This window comes from Natronomonas sp. EA1 (genome assembly GCF_051195035.1).
GTDB lineage: Archaea > Halobacteriota > Halobacteria > Halobacteriales > Haloarculaceae > JBNTJV01.
Map to the genome: position 1 here is coordinate 202,019 of NZ_JBNTJV010000001.1, position 13,750 is coordinate 215,768.

The following is a 13,750-nucleotide window of genomic DNA, read 5'->3' on the forward strand; positions in this document are numbered from 1 at the left end:
CCGCTATTCTTTCACCGCTGCTGCACCGTCCTCGATGGCTGCGAACAGGGTGTCCAGATGCGCCTCTCGCGAGCCGGACGAGAACAGCTCGTGGCCGCCATCGTAGAGGACGATGCGGTCGCTCGGGAGGTGTTCGCCGATAGCCCGCGTCGAGACGATATCGTCCGTGAGCGAACAGAAGCCGACCGCGTCCTCGCGGATGGGTGGCAGGGTCCGGTGGGCTCGTGCGGTCGTCGAGAGGAACGCCGGCGAGATACGGTCCGCTCCGTCGGCGAGCTGCTGTTCGGTGCCGTACTCGCCGAGCGAGTCGGTGTCACCGCCGCCGCGGGGGATGATGCGTCTGTCGGTGGGGAGTCGGGCGAGCAGACTGATGAGCGGGCCGCCGCTGGTCGGGGCGAACCCCCAGAACGGGCTGAGATACGTGACCGTCTCCGCGTCGATATCGGCGTGGGCGACGGTGAGGCCGCCGGCGCTGTGCGCGAGGACGGGCACGCGCCCGAGGTCGTCGGCGTAGCGTTCGACCGGGCGGACCCACTCACGCTGCACGTCCGTGATGTGGACCGGGATGGTCGCGGTGTGGACGTGCCAGCCGGCCTCGGCGAGTCGGTCGATGAGCCAGCGGACGGGGGCGTGTGTCGGCTGATTCCCCCACCCGAGGACGAACAGCAGGTCGGGGTCGGTGTCGGCACCGAACTGGTGGAACTCCATGGCGCTGTCTCTCCCGGCAGACGCAAAAGCCTGTGGCCCCGGGATACGTGAGGTGCGCCCGACGAGCCGGCAGTCGGTGCCGCCTGCGACGGTCCCTTTTCGCGCTCGTCCCTACTCGAGGTATGTACACGGGGCAGACGGAACAGCCGTGTTGTCTGTGTGGTGACCCCGAGACGGCGATGCGGATCGATATCCCGCCTCGGGCGGTCCCCCTGCTCAAGAACTCTGAGCCGATCGCGTGGCGGGATATCGAGGGGGAGGTGTCGCTGCACTTCTGCAGGTCGGACTGGGACCTCGTCGCCGACCTCGTCCTGGAGATGGGGATGTCGCCGCTCTCGCGGTGTAACGTCGCCCGGGCGTCGTTCGTCCTCCGGGAGGACTTCGAGGCGCTGTTGAACGACACGCGCGAAGAACCGGACCAGCGCCCGCTCGAAGCCGAGATGCGCGTGGACGCCGAGGAGAAACTGGCCCGTTACGGTGCAGACCAGACGGTCTCCGAGCGTGACGCGGTAGAGGCGCGGATCGTACTCTGGGCGTTCGAGGAGCTGGAACCGCAGGAACCTATCGAGTAATTGAATATCGTCTGACGAAAACACTATGCTGAGTGGGTGACAGGGTACCACAACGTATCATGTCTGGAGGAAATCGGGGGACGGTCCTCGTCGTGGACGACGAGCGGCCGATCGCGGAGGGGCACGCGGCACGGCTCGAACCCGAGTACGAGGTCGTAACCGCGTACGACGGTGCGACCGCGCTCGAACGGCTGACGGAGGATGTCGACGTGGTCCTGCTCGACCGACGGATGCCGGGGCTCTCCGGCGACGACGTGCTCTCCCGTGTCCGTGAGAACGGGTACGCCTGCCGGGTGGCGATGGTCACGGGTGTCGAACCGACGCTCGACATCATCGATATGGGGTTCGACGACTACCTCCGCAAGCCCGTCTCGGGCGACGAACTCCGTCGGACTGTCGCGCGACTCTACCGCCGGGCGACCTACGATACGAAGCTCCAGACCTACTTCGCCATCGCGTCGAAGGTGGCCGTCCTCGAGACGGAACACGACCGCGACGTGCTCTCCGAGCGCGTGGAGTACCGGAGTCTCGTCGAGCGACGCGACCAGCTGTGTGAGGAGCTGACCACCGTTCTCGACGAGCTGCCGGCCGAGGAGGGGTACGCCGTCGCGGCGGGCCAGGTCCCGGCCGGCGACGAGCAGGACGCGTAGGCGAAACTGCGCCCTACGAGACGACGAACCGCGCGCCCCCCGACTCGCTCTCCGTGACCTCGACCGACCAGCCGTGGCGCTCGGCGACGAGCCGCACGATACCGAGTCCGACGCCCGCGCCCTCGCCTTCGCCCCACGTCAGCACGGCCTCTCGCTTCTCCGGCGGGATGCCGGGGCCGTCGTCGCTCACGGCGAACCCCGACCCTTCCGGAGCGACCGTCACCGTCACGTCCTCACCGCCGTAGTCCCGGGCGTTCCGGAAGAGGTTCTCGAAGCAGAGTTCGAGGAGGCCACGGTCCGCGCGGAGCGCCCCGTCCTCGACGGTGAGGCTCGCCCCGTCGCCCCCCGGCCACGCAGCCTCGGCGACGGTCGCCAGGTCCACCGGCTCCGGGTCGATGTCGTCGCGCGCGAGCGTCCGGGCGTCGTCCGCGACGCGCTGGATACGGGTGAGCGCCTCGCGGATCCGGTCGAAATCCCCGGGCTCGCCGCGCTCCTCGGCGAGTTCGAGATACGTCCCCGCGAGCTCCAGATGGTTGGCCAGCTCGTGGGCCAGCGTATCGCCGAGGACGGTCACAGCGTCGGTCCCTCGTGTGAGCACCGAGCCGGCCGCGTCGGCTAGCTCCGCCAGCGTCTCCCGCTCGCCGGCTGGCAGGTCCGAAACGGGCGCTACGAGTACGAGCACCGCGTCGCCGAACGGAAGCGCGATGGTCGACAGATCTTCCGCCGAATCGACAGCGAGTTCCCCCTCGCGATAAGCCCGTGCGGGAGCCGTTTCGTCGGCCACCGACACGGAGGCCAGCGTCGATGTCGGGACCCCTGACGCAGTCGTCGCGGTGAGCGTCCCGGACCCGGTTCTGCCATCGCCAGCCCCATCGCCGTCGCCCCGAGGAGTCCTGAGAACCCACGCGCCGTAGTACGCGGGCCCCCCGGCCAGCGAGACGAGCGCCTCGTCGAGTCCGTCGAGAGAGTCGACGACATCGAGCCGGTCTCTCACCCCGTCGACGGCCGAGGTGACCTGCCGGTGGCGCCGCTGGAGGCGGTCGAGCCTCCCCTCCGCGATGGCGTCGGCGACCTGCGTCACCACGCGCTCGGCAGCCGATTCGGGAGCGACGGCGACGTGCGTCGGAAGGCCACTGCTGTCCTCGCCGTCACTGAGGAGGACGACCACCGGCGCGTTCGTGTGCTCCCGGACCCGGGAGACGACGGTCCGGGCTGGTACGGGCGTTCGACCGACGACGAGACAGGCAGGGGTGGCCGCGGGAAGCCGGTCCAATGCCGCGGCTACGTCGCGCTCGGCGATAACCGTCTGCCGGTCGTGCAGCGACCCGAGTACCGTTTCGGGGATCGCTCCTACCACGAACACGTCCATCGGTCGATTCCCGGAGATACCAGTACCACGCAGTTCTCCTACAAAAACCGTGTCGGTCGTATGATAGTTCGGTCCGCAATTTATTTCTAGAAACGAAAGTTTATATTTAGAAAGATATCAATGAGTTCCAAACCATGCGATGGACGCGTACGTTGGTTATCGTCCTGCTGCTCACCGGTGGGACGGCCGATGCCGTCACGTTAGAGGGGAACGAAGCGCCGCTCGCCGATGCGGGGCTCGACCAGCAGGCGACTCGCGGGTCGACTGTCCTGCTCGACGCCACCGGCTCCACGGACCCCGACGGGGCGATCGCCGCCTACGAGTGGACGATACGGACGCCAGACGGCCGGACGACGGTCCCCGACTGCGCCAGCTGCGGCCGGACCGAATTCGTCCCCAGACGCACCGGCGAGTACGCCGTCTCGGTTCGCGTCACCGACGACGACGGCGCGACCCGCACCGACACGCTCTACGTGACCGTCGAGAACGGGTCCACCGTGGTCGGTCCCGCCGTCACGCTCACGGGCCCGACCCGGCCCCCGGTCGACACGCCAGCGACCTACACGGCAACCGCAACGGCCGGTGACGCCCCCCTCGACACGCTCACCTGGCAGGTCGGCGCAGGGCCGGCTCGCACCCGGACCGTCTCGGGGTCCACCGCGACGGAGGAGCTTACCCGCGTGTTTCGGTCGACGAGCGCCGACTCGGTCCGGGTGACCGTCCGGGACACCGCCGGACGAACCGACACGGCGACCCTGCCCGTGAACCCGCGGTCCGTCCGCCAGCCGATCCCCTCCACGACGGGCGACCCGACGAGCGGCTCACTCCCAGCTGTCGACCCCGCGCGGAGTCCCATCATCGAAGGCCCACAGCTCGTCCTCGGGCGGAGCCTCGAGGCGACCTACTCCGTTCGCCCGGGCTCCGCAGCGAACGTCACCGGCATCCAGTGGTTCGCGGACCGCATCCGCCGCGGCTCCGGCCGACAGACGACCGTCGACTGGGCCCCCGGTGACCACCACCTCTTCGCCGTCGTGGAGTACGAGTCGGGCCCGGACGCCATCGCCACGTTCGAGGACGGCAGCAGGAACGTCACGGCCGACCCACGCCCGGAGATATCCGTCACCCCCACGCTCAGCGCGAACGGAATCTCGGGCAACGCCACCGGGAGCGACGCCTACGGCAACCTGCGGTCAGTCCGGGTGTATCTGGACGGCGAGCAGGTCGACGGCAGCACGACCCGCGCCACCCCGAAGAGCCGGGACGTGACCAGCGCGAAAACCGCGTTCTCCGCCTCCGGTGTCGAAGCTGGCCAACACAACCTCACTGTCGTCGCCCGCGACGCCCGCGGACAGGCCGCCCGCGAGACGATTCCTATCAACGCGACCGGCCTCCCAGAGGTGGTGTTCTCCGGCTTCGTGAACGCTCCCGTGGATTCGTTCCATCCCCGGATCAACGCCTCGCGGTATACGGGCCATCACGTGCTGAAGTTGCAGTTGAATGGGGTCGATCCGGAGGATGTGAGCGTGGAGTATAGAGGAGCGGACCGGGTTGATGCGGTTCGGCTGAACGAATCCCGTTGGGGGGACGTATACAACCCAGATAACGATACGATTACCTACCATTCTTTGTGGGGGAGCCGAACTGCTGATGATATCCAGATTACTTCACGTTGGGAATCTGGCCAAGTTGCTGTCTCTACTATAGGGACATCCCGCGACGTTCTCGATGTCGAAAACAGCCCTCCAGAGATTCGGACGAGCTACCCGCACGACGGAACCGAAACCACAAATTCGACTAACCACGAGCGCACCCACCCCGGTGACGCGGGGATCCTGATAGACGCCTGTGACTCGTTCGACCCAGATAACAGTTCGCTCACCTACCGGTGGTATCGGCTATCCGATGACACCGCGGTGACCGGTGACTGCACGTACGAGGCGAACTCGACCGAGATTGTCAATCTCAAGGTCATCGACGGCCAGCAACAGGACCAGAGCAAACAGCTCAAGTTCCATCACTACTACGTCCCCGAGCTCAGGGCCTCGTCCCCGGAGACTTCTCAGGGTGGTGATTACGCAACGGTCCGAGTGACGACGGAGCCTTACTCGTTCACCAAGTCACGGTACGACGCGACGCTCGGGATTCGGACGAACTACTCGGACATCGAGGTAGTGAACTGGAGCCACGACCGTATCACGAAAGAAGATCTCAATGACGAACTTGGAAGTGGCTTGTCATCCAGCCGGTTGGGAGCTGAGCGATACGAAGGGTATCTCCGTGTTCCAAAGGCCGCACTCTCCGTGGACACGCCACCGGTGAAAGTCACTCTGTTCAACATCAACTACTCGAGAACTGCGACCCGGAGCATCGTCCTCGATCCGATACACTCCGGAAACCAGACGCAGATACGGAACGTCTCGGTCAGTGCTCACTATATCGTTCAGACGCAAGATACGAGCCGTCTAACCGTCCAGACGCGCGATGCTGTACAGTCGCGGAGTGAGGACGGCTATAGGGTCGTTGAGAAACGCAATACGGGGACGAAGTACTTCATCGAGAAGTACACGAAAGTGGCGAACGCGACGTACGAAACCCGAACGGAAGCGTTCGCGACCCGCCACCAGCGCGACCTGTTCATGGAATCCGGACTCGATTGGAGAGCGGCTGGGAAGCGAACGTACACGGAGACCGAGACGGTAACCAAGACAGAGTGGCGCGACCGTAGGGGTGGAACGGGGACGTTTACCGGCGAAACTCGCAACGTCCTCGTCCACGACGCTCGCTATCGGACGGAGTACCAGTACGAGAGAGACCGCACCGTCACCCGCACCAGGACGGAGTACGACATCCGTTGTCGGATCGGGTTCTGCGTCCCAATCGTTCGCACGACGACCTATACGACGACGGTGACGGATACCTATTGGGCCCGTCACAACCTCCGAGGTGGCGACCCGACAGGCCGTTCACGCCGGACGCTCATCGAGTCTGCAGAGTACAAAACCCAGTACCAGTACGAGTACGAAACGACACGGAAACAGACGTACACGGAGTACCTCGCCTCGAAGGAGGTGCAGACTGCTCCCGCGGAGTACGAGTGGGTGGACTTCATGACCACACAGCAGCGTTCGACCGCTGTTTATTACGACAAGCTCAGCGAAAAATATTCAAGCAGCGAGACTGAGTACCGAATCAGCGAGACCGAGTCCTCGCCTGAGTGGATAATGGTACGCACCAACGGCACCGAAACGACGAAAGTCGCACAGCCTGACCCCTCTGATACCGTCTTAGAGACTCGTGCGACGTTCGACGGGACAGTCGAGGTCGTTTCGAACAGCACCGGTGAAATCATGAAGATCGTGCCGTTCGAGTTCGACTTCTCGGAGAAATCGAGGCTCTCTGAGTCGGAGCTGCTTCGGATCTTCGAGGAAGAGATCAAAAAACGGGCTATTCGGAACGCTGGGTACCAAGGAGGTGATTCAACGTGAGCCCCCGTTTTGTTTCGGTCCTACTTGTCGGATTGTTGGCTCTCTCACTGTGTGCTGGGATAACCCTCCCTGCTACGGGTAACGTCCCGGAGACCGCCACGAAAACAATGTCTCACGACTCGGTGATATTTACCGTCTCAATCGACAACGAGAGACAAACTATCTCGATATATGGGGTCAACGAGGGCAACCGCACGGTTGAGACCGTCGTGGGTGTCACGATTGATGGGAGGGATGGGCCCGAAGATTGGTTTACCATTTCTCCTGGCGAGGAGTACCACCAAACGTGGAACTACAGCCGCGATTTGAACCCGACAACGGATAACCACTCCATCATCGTCGGCACGTTCGGTGACAACGTCAAATTCAGCCATTACCAGGAAATCGACGCCAGCAGCAACTCCCACGTCAAAAAGCTCCACATCGAATCGGTGAAGGTCATCAACACCAGCGAAGGCCCGGCGGTGAACGTCACGCTCTCGAATCCCTCGATCCACCTCTACCCGGCGGGTATCGTCGTGAAGACGGAGGAGGACCGTGGTACTGCGCCCGGCCCGGTCCTCTCGGGCGAGAGCCGGACGGCGACGATACCACTCCCGGAGGAGACACCGCCACACGTCGCGGGCGAGGTCCGACTGTACGCGAACGAGGTCGACGTGGCCAATGGCTCACTCGACCAGAAGGAGTTCAACGGCACTATCGGTGGCGAGACCACGTTCCGTGATGAGCCGTACGTCCCGAAGGGTTGGGATAGCTATCAGTATGTGCCGGGCCCGAACAACACGGCCAACGACCCGGATGTCCGGCAGAGCACCCTTCCGCCGACGACATCTGTCGCGGGTGAGTCCATCCCGACGGAGTACGCCATCGGGGCTGCGGCCGGTCTCATCGTCGTCGGCCTGCTGTTCAGACGCCGGCGATAGCACCCACACTCATTCCCCCTGCGGACGACTCTCAGATATGCTCCGTCGACTTCGTGAGACTGGCCCCGTTCTCCTCGTCCCGCTCGCGTGGGTCTTCGCCACGGCAGCGCATCTCGAACTGCTCGCCACGCGGTCGGTGCTCGTCGGCCACGTCGTCATGTCGGTGCTGCTGTTCGGGTTCGCCGTGCTCTCGTGGGGCGATATGCGTGAGCACCCTGTCCTCCGGGCGTGGCTCGCGGTCATCGTCCTCGGGTTCGGGGTGACGCTCGTGGGGGCCTACGCGCTCGCGACCGGCCGCGGTGCCCCACTGACGACGTTCGCGGTGTTCGGATGGATGCTCCTCCCGGCCGTCGCGCTCGGCTACACGGGTCGAGTCCTCCCCCGCGAGGAAGGGGCGTGGGCGTACACGCTCGGTGGGGTGCTCTCCGGCGTGGGGGCGGTCGTGTTCCTCTCGGGGGTGGCGACACTGCCGGCGCTGGCGCTCGCGGGCGTGGGACAGACGGTCGGAATCGTGACGGCGGTCGTCGAGTACTAGGCGCCGATGTACTCCTCGTTGACCACCCACTCGTCGTTCTCGTCGCGGACGAGGTATTCGCCGTAGTAGGGGACGCGGTTCGCGACGACCTCGCGGAAGGCCTCGCGGATCTCCGCTCTCGTCATCTCGCCCATCGGGCGGAGGTCGTCGTTGCGGTTGAGACAGCCCTTGAGGTGGCCCTGGTGGGTGACGCGGACGCGGTGGCAGTTCGCGCAGAACTCCTCGTTGCCGACGGGGTCGACGATCTCGACCATTCCGCCGTCAACGAAGTAGCGTTTGCGGTCGTGCATCTCGCGGCGTTCGACGCGGTCGGCCTTCTCGGCGAGCCAGTCGTGGACCCGCTGGATGTCGATGGCCCACTCGGGGCGCCCGGCGAGCTCGGGCATGTACTCGATGAGCTGGAGCTGGAGTCCCTCGTTCTCCGCGACGTGGTCGACCATCTGGGGAACGTAGCCCGCCGTGGCCTCGAAGACGACCATGTTGAGCTTGACGGGGGCGAGCCCGGCCTCGAGCGCGGCTTCGACGCCTCGAATGACGTCGTCGTACGCCCCGGATTTGGTGAGTTCGCGGAACGCCTCGGGGTCCATGGCGTCCTGCGAGACGTTCACGCGGTCGAGGCCGGCCTCGGCGAGCGCCTCCGCGCGGCCGGGGAGGAACGTCCCGTTCGTGGTGAGCGAGGTCTCCATGCTGTCGGGGGTTCGTTCGACGATCTCCTCTAAGTCCTGCCGGAGCATCGGCTCTCCGCCGGTGAACTTCACCTTCTCGACGCCGAACTCCTCGACGACCTCGAGGAAGCGGACCACGTCGTCGGTGGACATCTCGTCGTCGCCCGGTGCCATCGGCCCGCGGGTGTCACCCAGCCCCTCGTTGTGACAGTAGACGCAGTCGAAGTTACAGCGGTCGGTGAGCGAGATCCGGACCCCCGTGACCTCGCGACCGAACCCGTCAGTGAGCATACCGAAATGGTACCGGTGAACACACTTAACGGCGTGGGTACCGGTGGCTCGGGAGTAACTGAAACTGGTTACGAAACGACTCTGGCGCGCGTGGTTACCGGCACGTTACCGGGGAACTGGGCGGGGAGCGGGGAACCGGAGACGGTTACGGATGCCGGGGCGGTTACTCGTCGTCGGCCAGGAGGTCTGCCTCGGCGAGCGCCTCGCGGAGTTCCTCCGTCGAGAGCATCTCGTAGCGACCGGACTCGGTGTCGACGGTCGCGGCGCTCATCCCCGCGGGATCGAGCGTGCCGTCGTTCGGGAGTGCGAGGGCTTCGAGCGCGAGGTCGAGCCCGCCGTCGAGGTCCAGCGTGGGGTCGTACTGCTCTTCGAGGTGGCCCTGGATCTCACTCTGGTTCGCGCCGATGGCGACGGCCTGCCACTCGTAGGGCGTCCCGGAGGGGTCCGTCTCGAACAGCCGGGGCTCGCCGTCCTCGACGCCGGCGATGAGGAGTGCGGCACCGAACGGTCGGGCGCCCCCGACCTGCGTGTACTGCTGGATGTGGTCGGTGATCTCTTTCGTCAGCGTCTCGACGCCGATGGGCTCGCCGTAGCGCAGGCGCTCGATCTGGGCCTGCTCGCGGGCGAAGTCGATGAGCTGGCGGGCGTCGGCGGCGTGGCCGGCGCTCGCGATACCGACGTGGTCGTCGGCTTTGTGGATCTTCTCGACGCTCTCGGGCACCTGAAGCTGTGAGCGGAGGCGGCCGCCGGCGACGAGGACGACCCCGTCGTCCGTGCGGATGCCCACCGCGGGGGAGCCGCGTTTTACCGCTTCACGGGCGTACTCCACCTGGTACAGGCGGCCGTCGGGCGAGAAGATGGTGATACCACGGTCGTAGGCCTGCTGGTCTGCACCCTGCATTATTCGTCCTCCTCCGTGATGTCGACGCCCTCGCTCGTAATCGTGGCGGTCACGACCCCGTTACCCGAGGCGGTGTCACGCTCGCTGGCCGCGTCGATGGCCGCGATGGCGGCCTCCTTCGCGTCGTCGAGCGACATCCCCTCCTCGTAGTTGTTCTCGAGGGTCCCGTAGGCGAGCTGCATCCCGGAGCCGCTCGCGGCGTACTGCTGCTCCTCGATGACGCCGCCGGCGGCGTCCACCTGATAGAGGTGGCCGCCCTCGTCGTCGGCACCGCCCAGCAGGATGCTCACGGGGAGCCCGCGGAGCATGTCGCCCGCGTGCTGGGCGAGCGCGGGAATTGACATGCGCTTGCCACGGCGGGTCTCGTAGAGCGAGGCCTGGGCCTGGAGCTGCCGGGCGTAGCCCTGGGCACCGCCGACGGACCCGGCGATCGTGATAGCCGCCGTGGGGTGGACCTGTTCGATCTTGGTCATCCCCTTGTTGGCGACGAACCGTCCGCCGAGACTGGCGCGACGGTCGGCGGCGAGGAGGACGCCGTCGTCCGTGACCACCGCGACCGTCGTCGTGCCGGTCGAGAACTCGGTCTCGGACTTACCTGAGGTAAATGATTCCATCGAGTGGGTATCGGCCCGGCACGGGTTTATATATTGTCCATGCGTCCCCGGTCGCCCGTTCCGACGCGCTTTTATATACTCACCTCGGCCGTTCACAACCCTTATCCACGGGTGCCGGCGTGTTACGACCATGGATGCAGACGACGTGCTCGACCGGCTCCGGTCGGTCGAGGACCCGGACCTCGGTGACGACATCGTCTCGTTGAACCTCGTGAACGACGTCGAGGTGACGGACGACGCCATCAGCGTCGACCTCGCACTCGGGGCGCCGTACTCCCCCCACGAGACGAGCATCGCCGGGGCGGTCCGGGAGGCACTCGCCGACACGGGCAAGGAGATCTCGCTGTCGGCGTCCGTCGACCGCGGGCTCTCCAGCAGCGAGCAGGTGCTCCCGAACGTGAAGAACATCATCGCGGTCGCGTCCGGGAAGGGTGGGGTCGGCAAGTCGACGGTCGCCGTCAACCTCGCGGCCGGGCTCTCGGAGCTCGGCGCCCGCGTCGGGCTGTTCGACGCCGACATCTACGGGCCGAACGTCCCCCGGATGGTCGAGGCCGACGACCACCCGATGGCGACGGAGGACGACACCATCGTCCCCCCCGAGAAGTTCGGGATGAAACTCATGAGCATGGACTTCCTCGTCGGGAAGGACGACCCCGTCATCTGGCGCGGCCCGATGGTCCACAAGCTCATCACCCAGCTGTTCGAGGACGTGGAGTGGGGCGCGCTCGACTACCTCATCGTCGACCTTCCACCGGGGACCGGCGACACCCAGCTGACCCTCCTCCAGACCGTCCCGCTCTCGGGGGCCGTCATCGTCACCACGCCCCAGGAAGTCGCGCTCGACGACGCCCGGAAGGGGCTGCGGATGTTCGGGAAGCACGATACCCCTGTCTTGGGAATCGTCGAGAACATGGCGACGTTCAAGTGCCCCGACTGCGGCGGCGAACACGCCATCTTCGGGGAGGGCGGCGGCGAGCGCTTCGCCGACGAGAACGAACTCCCGTTCCTCGGCTCCATCCCGCTCGACCCCGAGGTCCGCGAGGGCGGTGACACCGGCGCCCCGGTCGTCCTCGACGAGGAGAGCGCCACGGGCGAGGCGTTCCGCGATGTCGTGAAGACCGCGGCGAACATGCAGGGGATCGTCCACCGACGCCGCACCCAGCGACAGCGATGAACGACGACGAGAAGCGGGCACTGCTCCGGGAGATCGCCGAGGAGGTCAGAGGCGACTCCGGCGAGTCCGAGCAGATCGCCGCCATCCTCTACCGCGTCTCCGATCTCTACGACCCCGAGGAGGAGACCTCCCCCGAGGAGATCTACCTGAACGTCCGGAACATCCTCAACATCCGCGAGCGCGGGACGCTCGAACGCGACTGAGTCACGCGTCGTCCAGCGGCCCGAACCCTTCCGGGGGTTCGCGATGTCCGGCCGTCTGTTCGTAGCTGTACGCGATGTCGAACAGCCGTCGCTCCGCGAACTGTCGTCCCAGTAGCTCCACGCCCACCGGCAGCCCGTCGTCCGTGTACCCTGCGGGGACGACGATGGAGGGAAGGCCGGTGTGTGCCGCGAGCTCGCAGTTCATCTCCTCGAACGGCTGGTGGTTCGGTATCTTCACGGGCGGAACCGTCGACGGGGGGTACAACAGCGCGTCGAGGTCGTTTTCCACGAGGCAGGCGGTCACTGTCGTCCGGAGCTCGGTGCGCCGGCGGAGCCGTCGCAGGTAGGCCGTGTTCTCTTCGAGGGTGTCGGGGTCTCCCTCCAGAATCCGCGCGGCCTCGAACCGTTCCTGCACGGCAGGGGCCATCGTCCCCGTCTCGTACAGCTCCCGGAGCGAGGAGACCGGGGCTCCGTCGCCGAGCGATTCGAGGTAGCGGTCGAAGTCGCGTTCGAACTCGAAGCCCAGCACGCGAGCGCTCTGGAGGGTGGGGATGTCCACGACCTCCACGGGGTCGACGACGGTCGCGCCCGCGGCCTCCATCTCCGCGATGGCCGCGTCGGTGACGCGGGTGACGGGTTCGGTCTCCGACTCCTCGACCGCGTCGCTCTGCGGGCCGAAGAACTGCCGGGCGATACCGATACGGGCGCCGTCGAGCGCGTCTGCGTCGAGGTCGCCGGCGTATCCCTCCTCTGGAACCTCCCCGACGCCGTGGGCACTCACGGGGTCCGCCGGGTCGTAGCCCGCCATGACGTCGAGGAGCCGCGCGGCGTCCTCCACGGTGCGGGCGATGGGGCCGGCGGTGTCCTGACTCTCGCTCAGTGGGGCGATCCCCGTCCGGCTGACGAGCCCCCGGGTGGGTCGGACGCCGACGAGGGCGTTGAACGCGGGCGGGGAGCGCACGGACGAGCAGGTGTCCGAGCCCGTGCCGACGGTGGCGAGGTTCGCGGCGATGGCCGCGGCCGTCCCCCCGCTGGAGCCGGAGGGCCGGTGGTCCGTGTCGTAGGGGTTGTGGACCTCTCCGCCCGCGGAGCTGATGGAGTCGACGCCGAAGGAGAGCTCCTGGAGGTTCGTCTTCCCGAGGACGACGGCCCCGGCCTCTCGGAGCTGTTGGACGACGAACGCATCCCGCGGTGGCCGGGAGTCGGCGAGCGCCGTCGCCCCCGCGGTCGTCGGCATGTCGTGGGTGTCCTGGTTGTCCTTGAGCAGGATGGGTATCCCGTGGAGGGGGCCGGTGAACCCATCTCCCTCGAAGGCCGCGTCGAGTTCGCGGGCGCGCTCGCGGGCGCCGTCGTTCAGCGTGAGTACGGCGTTGAGCGCCGTATCGTAGGCGTCGATGCGGGCGAGATAGCGGTCGACGAGCGATTCGGCGGTGACGTGGCCGGCGTCCATCGCGGCGTGGAGCTCGGCGACGGTCGCGTCCACGAGGTCCGGAGTGGAGGTGGAATCTGACATCGGCTGGCTGGTGTAGCTCTCTCACAGGGGACACCTCAGTCTATCGCCCAGCCGGTTCACCTCCTCGCGCGCTTCAGTCAACGAGGTATTATCCTGTCCCGCGCACGCGTGACCGCTCGCACGCGCTGGAAAATAAACGCGAAACCG

General features: G+C 66.3%; 12 protein-coding genes and 1 pseudogene. 7 read left to right on the forward strand and 6 right to left on the reverse strand.

The genetic code is table 11. The annotated features are described in order from the left end of the window. Positions 1–3: 3 nt before the first annotated feature. Positions 4–708: an alpha/beta fold hydrolase gene (locus tag ACQUQR_RS01110; RefSeq protein WP_435194062.1), complete on the reverse strand. Its 705-nt coding sequence runs from the start codon at positions 706–708 to the stop codon at positions 4–6. 122 nt (positions 709–830) lie between these two features. On the opposite strand from ACQUQR_RS01110, the gene ACQUQR_RS01115 reads away from it, so the two are divergent. Further along, entirely contained in the window at positions 831–1,280 is a 450-nt protein-coding gene (locus ACQUQR_RS01115; protein ID WP_435194063.1) for a hypothetical protein, read from the forward strand. Between the two features lie 59 nt (positions 1,281–1,339). Next, positions 1,340–1,930 carry a response regulator transcription factor gene (locus ACQUQR_RS01120; RefSeq protein ID WP_435194064.1) on the forward strand — a complete coding sequence of 197 codons (591 nt, stop codon included), beginning with the start codon at positions 1,340–1,342 and terminating at the stop codon, positions 1,928–1,930. 13 nt (positions 1,931–1,943) lie between these two features. On the opposite strand, the gene ACQUQR_RS01125 is transcribed toward ACQUQR_RS01120, so the two are convergent. Further along, a complete protein-coding gene (locus ACQUQR_RS01125) occupies positions 1,944–3,287 on the reverse strand; it encodes a sensor histidine kinase (RefSeq protein ID WP_435194066.1) in 1,344 nt (447 codons plus the stop codon). A gap of 146 nt (positions 3,288–3,433) precedes the next feature. Between ACQUQR_RS01125 and ACQUQR_RS01130 the strand changes: the two genes are divergently transcribed. The 3 genes from ACQUQR_RS01130 to ACQUQR_RS01140 are packed head-to-tail and all read left to right on the forward strand — an operon-like array spanning position 3,434 to position 8,242. Further along, a complete protein-coding gene (locus ACQUQR_RS01130; RefSeq protein WP_435194068.1) occupies positions 3,434–6,784 on the forward strand; it encodes a PKD domain-containing protein in 3,351 nt (1,116 codons plus the stop codon). 35 nt (positions 6,785–6,819) lie between these two features. Further along, a complete protein-coding gene (locus ACQUQR_RS01135; RefSeq protein ID WP_435194070.1) occupies positions 6,820–7,707 on the forward strand; it encodes a hypothetical protein in 888 nt (295 codons plus the stop codon). A 37-nt stretch (positions 7,708–7,744) separates the two neighbouring features. Continuing rightward, positions 7,745–8,242 carry a hypothetical protein gene (locus ACQUQR_RS01140; protein WP_435194072.1) on the forward strand — a complete coding sequence of 166 codons (498 nt, stop codon included), beginning with the start codon at positions 7,745–7,747 and terminating at the stop codon, positions 8,240–8,242. Here ACQUQR_RS01140 and moaA read toward each other — a convergent pair. The 3 genes from moaA to ACQUQR_RS01155 all read right to left on the reverse strand — a co-directional run bounded on the left by moaA (position 8,239) and on the right by ACQUQR_RS01155 (position 10,713). Next, positions 8,239–9,198, reverse strand: coding sequence for a GTP 3',8-cyclase MoaA (moaA, locus tag ACQUQR_RS01145; RefSeq protein WP_435194074.1), 960 nt, complete (start codon positions 9,196–9,198; stop codon positions 8,239–8,241). The genes ACQUQR_RS01140 and moaA overlap by 4 nt on opposite strands. A gap of 163 nt (positions 9,199–9,361) precedes the next feature. Beyond that, the gene (gene psmA / locus ACQUQR_RS01150; protein WP_435194076.1) at positions 9,362–10,099 is read right to left on the reverse strand and encodes an archaeal proteasome endopeptidase complex subunit alpha; all 738 of its coding nucleotides are present in this window, start codon (positions 10,097–10,099) and stop codon (positions 9,362–9,364) included. Beyond that, on the reverse strand, positions 10,099–10,713 hold the full coding sequence (locus tag ACQUQR_RS01155) for a proteasome subunit beta (RefSeq protein ID WP_435194078.1): 615 nt from the start codon (positions 10,711–10,713) through the stop codon (positions 10,099–10,101). Before ACQUQR_RS01155 ends, psmA begins: the two co-directional genes overlap by 1 nt. Before the next feature lie 130 nt (positions 10,714–10,843). Here ACQUQR_RS01155 and ACQUQR_RS01160 point away from each other — a divergent pair, with 130 nt between their 5' ends. Continuing rightward, positions 10,844–11,887 carry an Mrp/NBP35 family ATP-binding protein gene (locus tag ACQUQR_RS01160; protein ID WP_435194079.1) on the forward strand — a complete coding sequence of 348 codons (1,044 nt, stop codon included), beginning with the start codon at positions 10,844–10,846 and terminating at the stop codon, positions 11,885–11,887. Beyond that, positions 11,803–12,090 (forward strand): annotated as a pseudogene (locus ACQUQR_RS01165) (hypothetical protein); the annotation flags it as partial. The gene ACQUQR_RS01160 and the pseudogene ACQUQR_RS01165, both read left to right, overlap by 85 nt. A gap of 1 nt (position 12,091) precedes the next feature. On the opposite strand, the gene ACQUQR_RS01170 reads toward ACQUQR_RS01165, so the two are convergent. Continuing rightward, positions 12,092–13,603, reverse strand: a complete 1,512-nt coding sequence (locus ACQUQR_RS01170) for an amidase (RefSeq protein ID WP_435194081.1) — start codon at positions 13,601–13,603, stop codon at positions 12,092–12,094. Positions 13,604–13,750: the final 147 nt, after the last annotated feature.

Bases quoted from the DNA above. Each gene is read 5' to 3' on its own strand.
- ACQUQR_RS01110 (WP_435194062.1), bottom strand. From the start codon at position 708: ATGGAGTTCCACCAGTTCGGTGCCGACACCGACCCCGACCTGCTGTTC.
- ACQUQR_RS01115 (WP_435194063.1), top strand. From the start codon at position 831: ATGTACACGGGGCAGACGGAACAGCCGTGTTGTCTGTGTGGTGACCCC.
- ACQUQR_RS01120 (WP_435194064.1), top strand. From the start codon at position 1,340: ATGTCTGGAGGAAATCGGGGGACGGTCCTCGTCGTGGACGACGAGCGG.
- ACQUQR_RS01130 (WP_435194068.1), top strand. From the start codon at position 3,434: ATGCGATGGACGCGTACGTTGGTTATCGTCCTGCTGCTCACCGGTGGG.
- ACQUQR_RS01140 (WP_435194072.1), top strand. From the start codon at position 7,745: ATGCTCCGTCGACTTCGTGAGACTGGCCCCGTTCTCCTCGTCCCGCTC.
- moaA (WP_435194074.1), bottom strand. From the start codon at position 9,198: ATGCTCACTGACGGGTTCGGTCGCGAGGTCACGGGGGTCCGGATCTCG.
- psmA (WP_435194076.1), bottom strand. From the start codon at position 10,099: ATGCAGGGTGCAGACCAGCAGGCCTACGACCGTGGTATCACCATCTTC.
- ACQUQR_RS01155 (WP_435194078.1), bottom strand. From the start codon at position 10,713: ATGGAATCATTTACCTCAGGTAAGTCCGAGACCGAGTTCTCGACCGGC.
- ACQUQR_RS01160 (WP_435194079.1), top strand. From the start codon at position 10,844: ATGGATGCAGACGACGTGCTCGACCGGCTCCGGTCGGTCGAGGACCCG.
- ACQUQR_RS01170 (WP_435194081.1), bottom strand. From the start codon at position 13,603: ATGTCAGATTCCACCTCCACTCCGGACCTCGTGGACGCGACCGTCGCC.